At 60.9% G+C, this 271-nt stretch carries 1 protein-coding gene; it reads right to left on the bottom strand.

The genetic code is table 11. The annotated features are described in order from the left end of the window. Window positions 1-235: hypothetical protein (locus Q4563_RS19965; RefSeq protein WP_303605756.1), on the bottom strand; the 235-nt coding region annotated here is incomplete at its 3' end. Window positions 236-271: the final 36 nt, after the last annotated feature.

The following is a 271-nucleotide window of genomic DNA, read 5'->3' as shown; positions in this document are numbered from 1 at the left end:
CGGCAAATGGGGCTTTTTTCGCGACAATTTCGTGCGGTTGATGGTTGGAGCAAATCGCCAGTTCGCCAGCGTTGACCGCTGCCAGCAGTGCCTGCCGGTCTGCTTCGCTGCGTAACGACGGCAGCAGGTGGTAGCGGCTGTCGTAGCCGTTGACCTGGGCGTCGGTGTAACAGAGATTGGCGATGGCGACGTCGGCGCTGACCTGTAATCCACGCTGGCGAGCTTCCCGCAGCATACTGACACTGCGGGCGCAGCTGATCTGGCTGATATG

The sequence above is a fragment of the Gilvimarinus sp. 1_MG-2023 genome (genome assembly GCF_030548285.1).
Note: the sequence above shows the minus strand (reverse complement) of the source record. Positions and strands in the feature narration are given on the sequence as shown.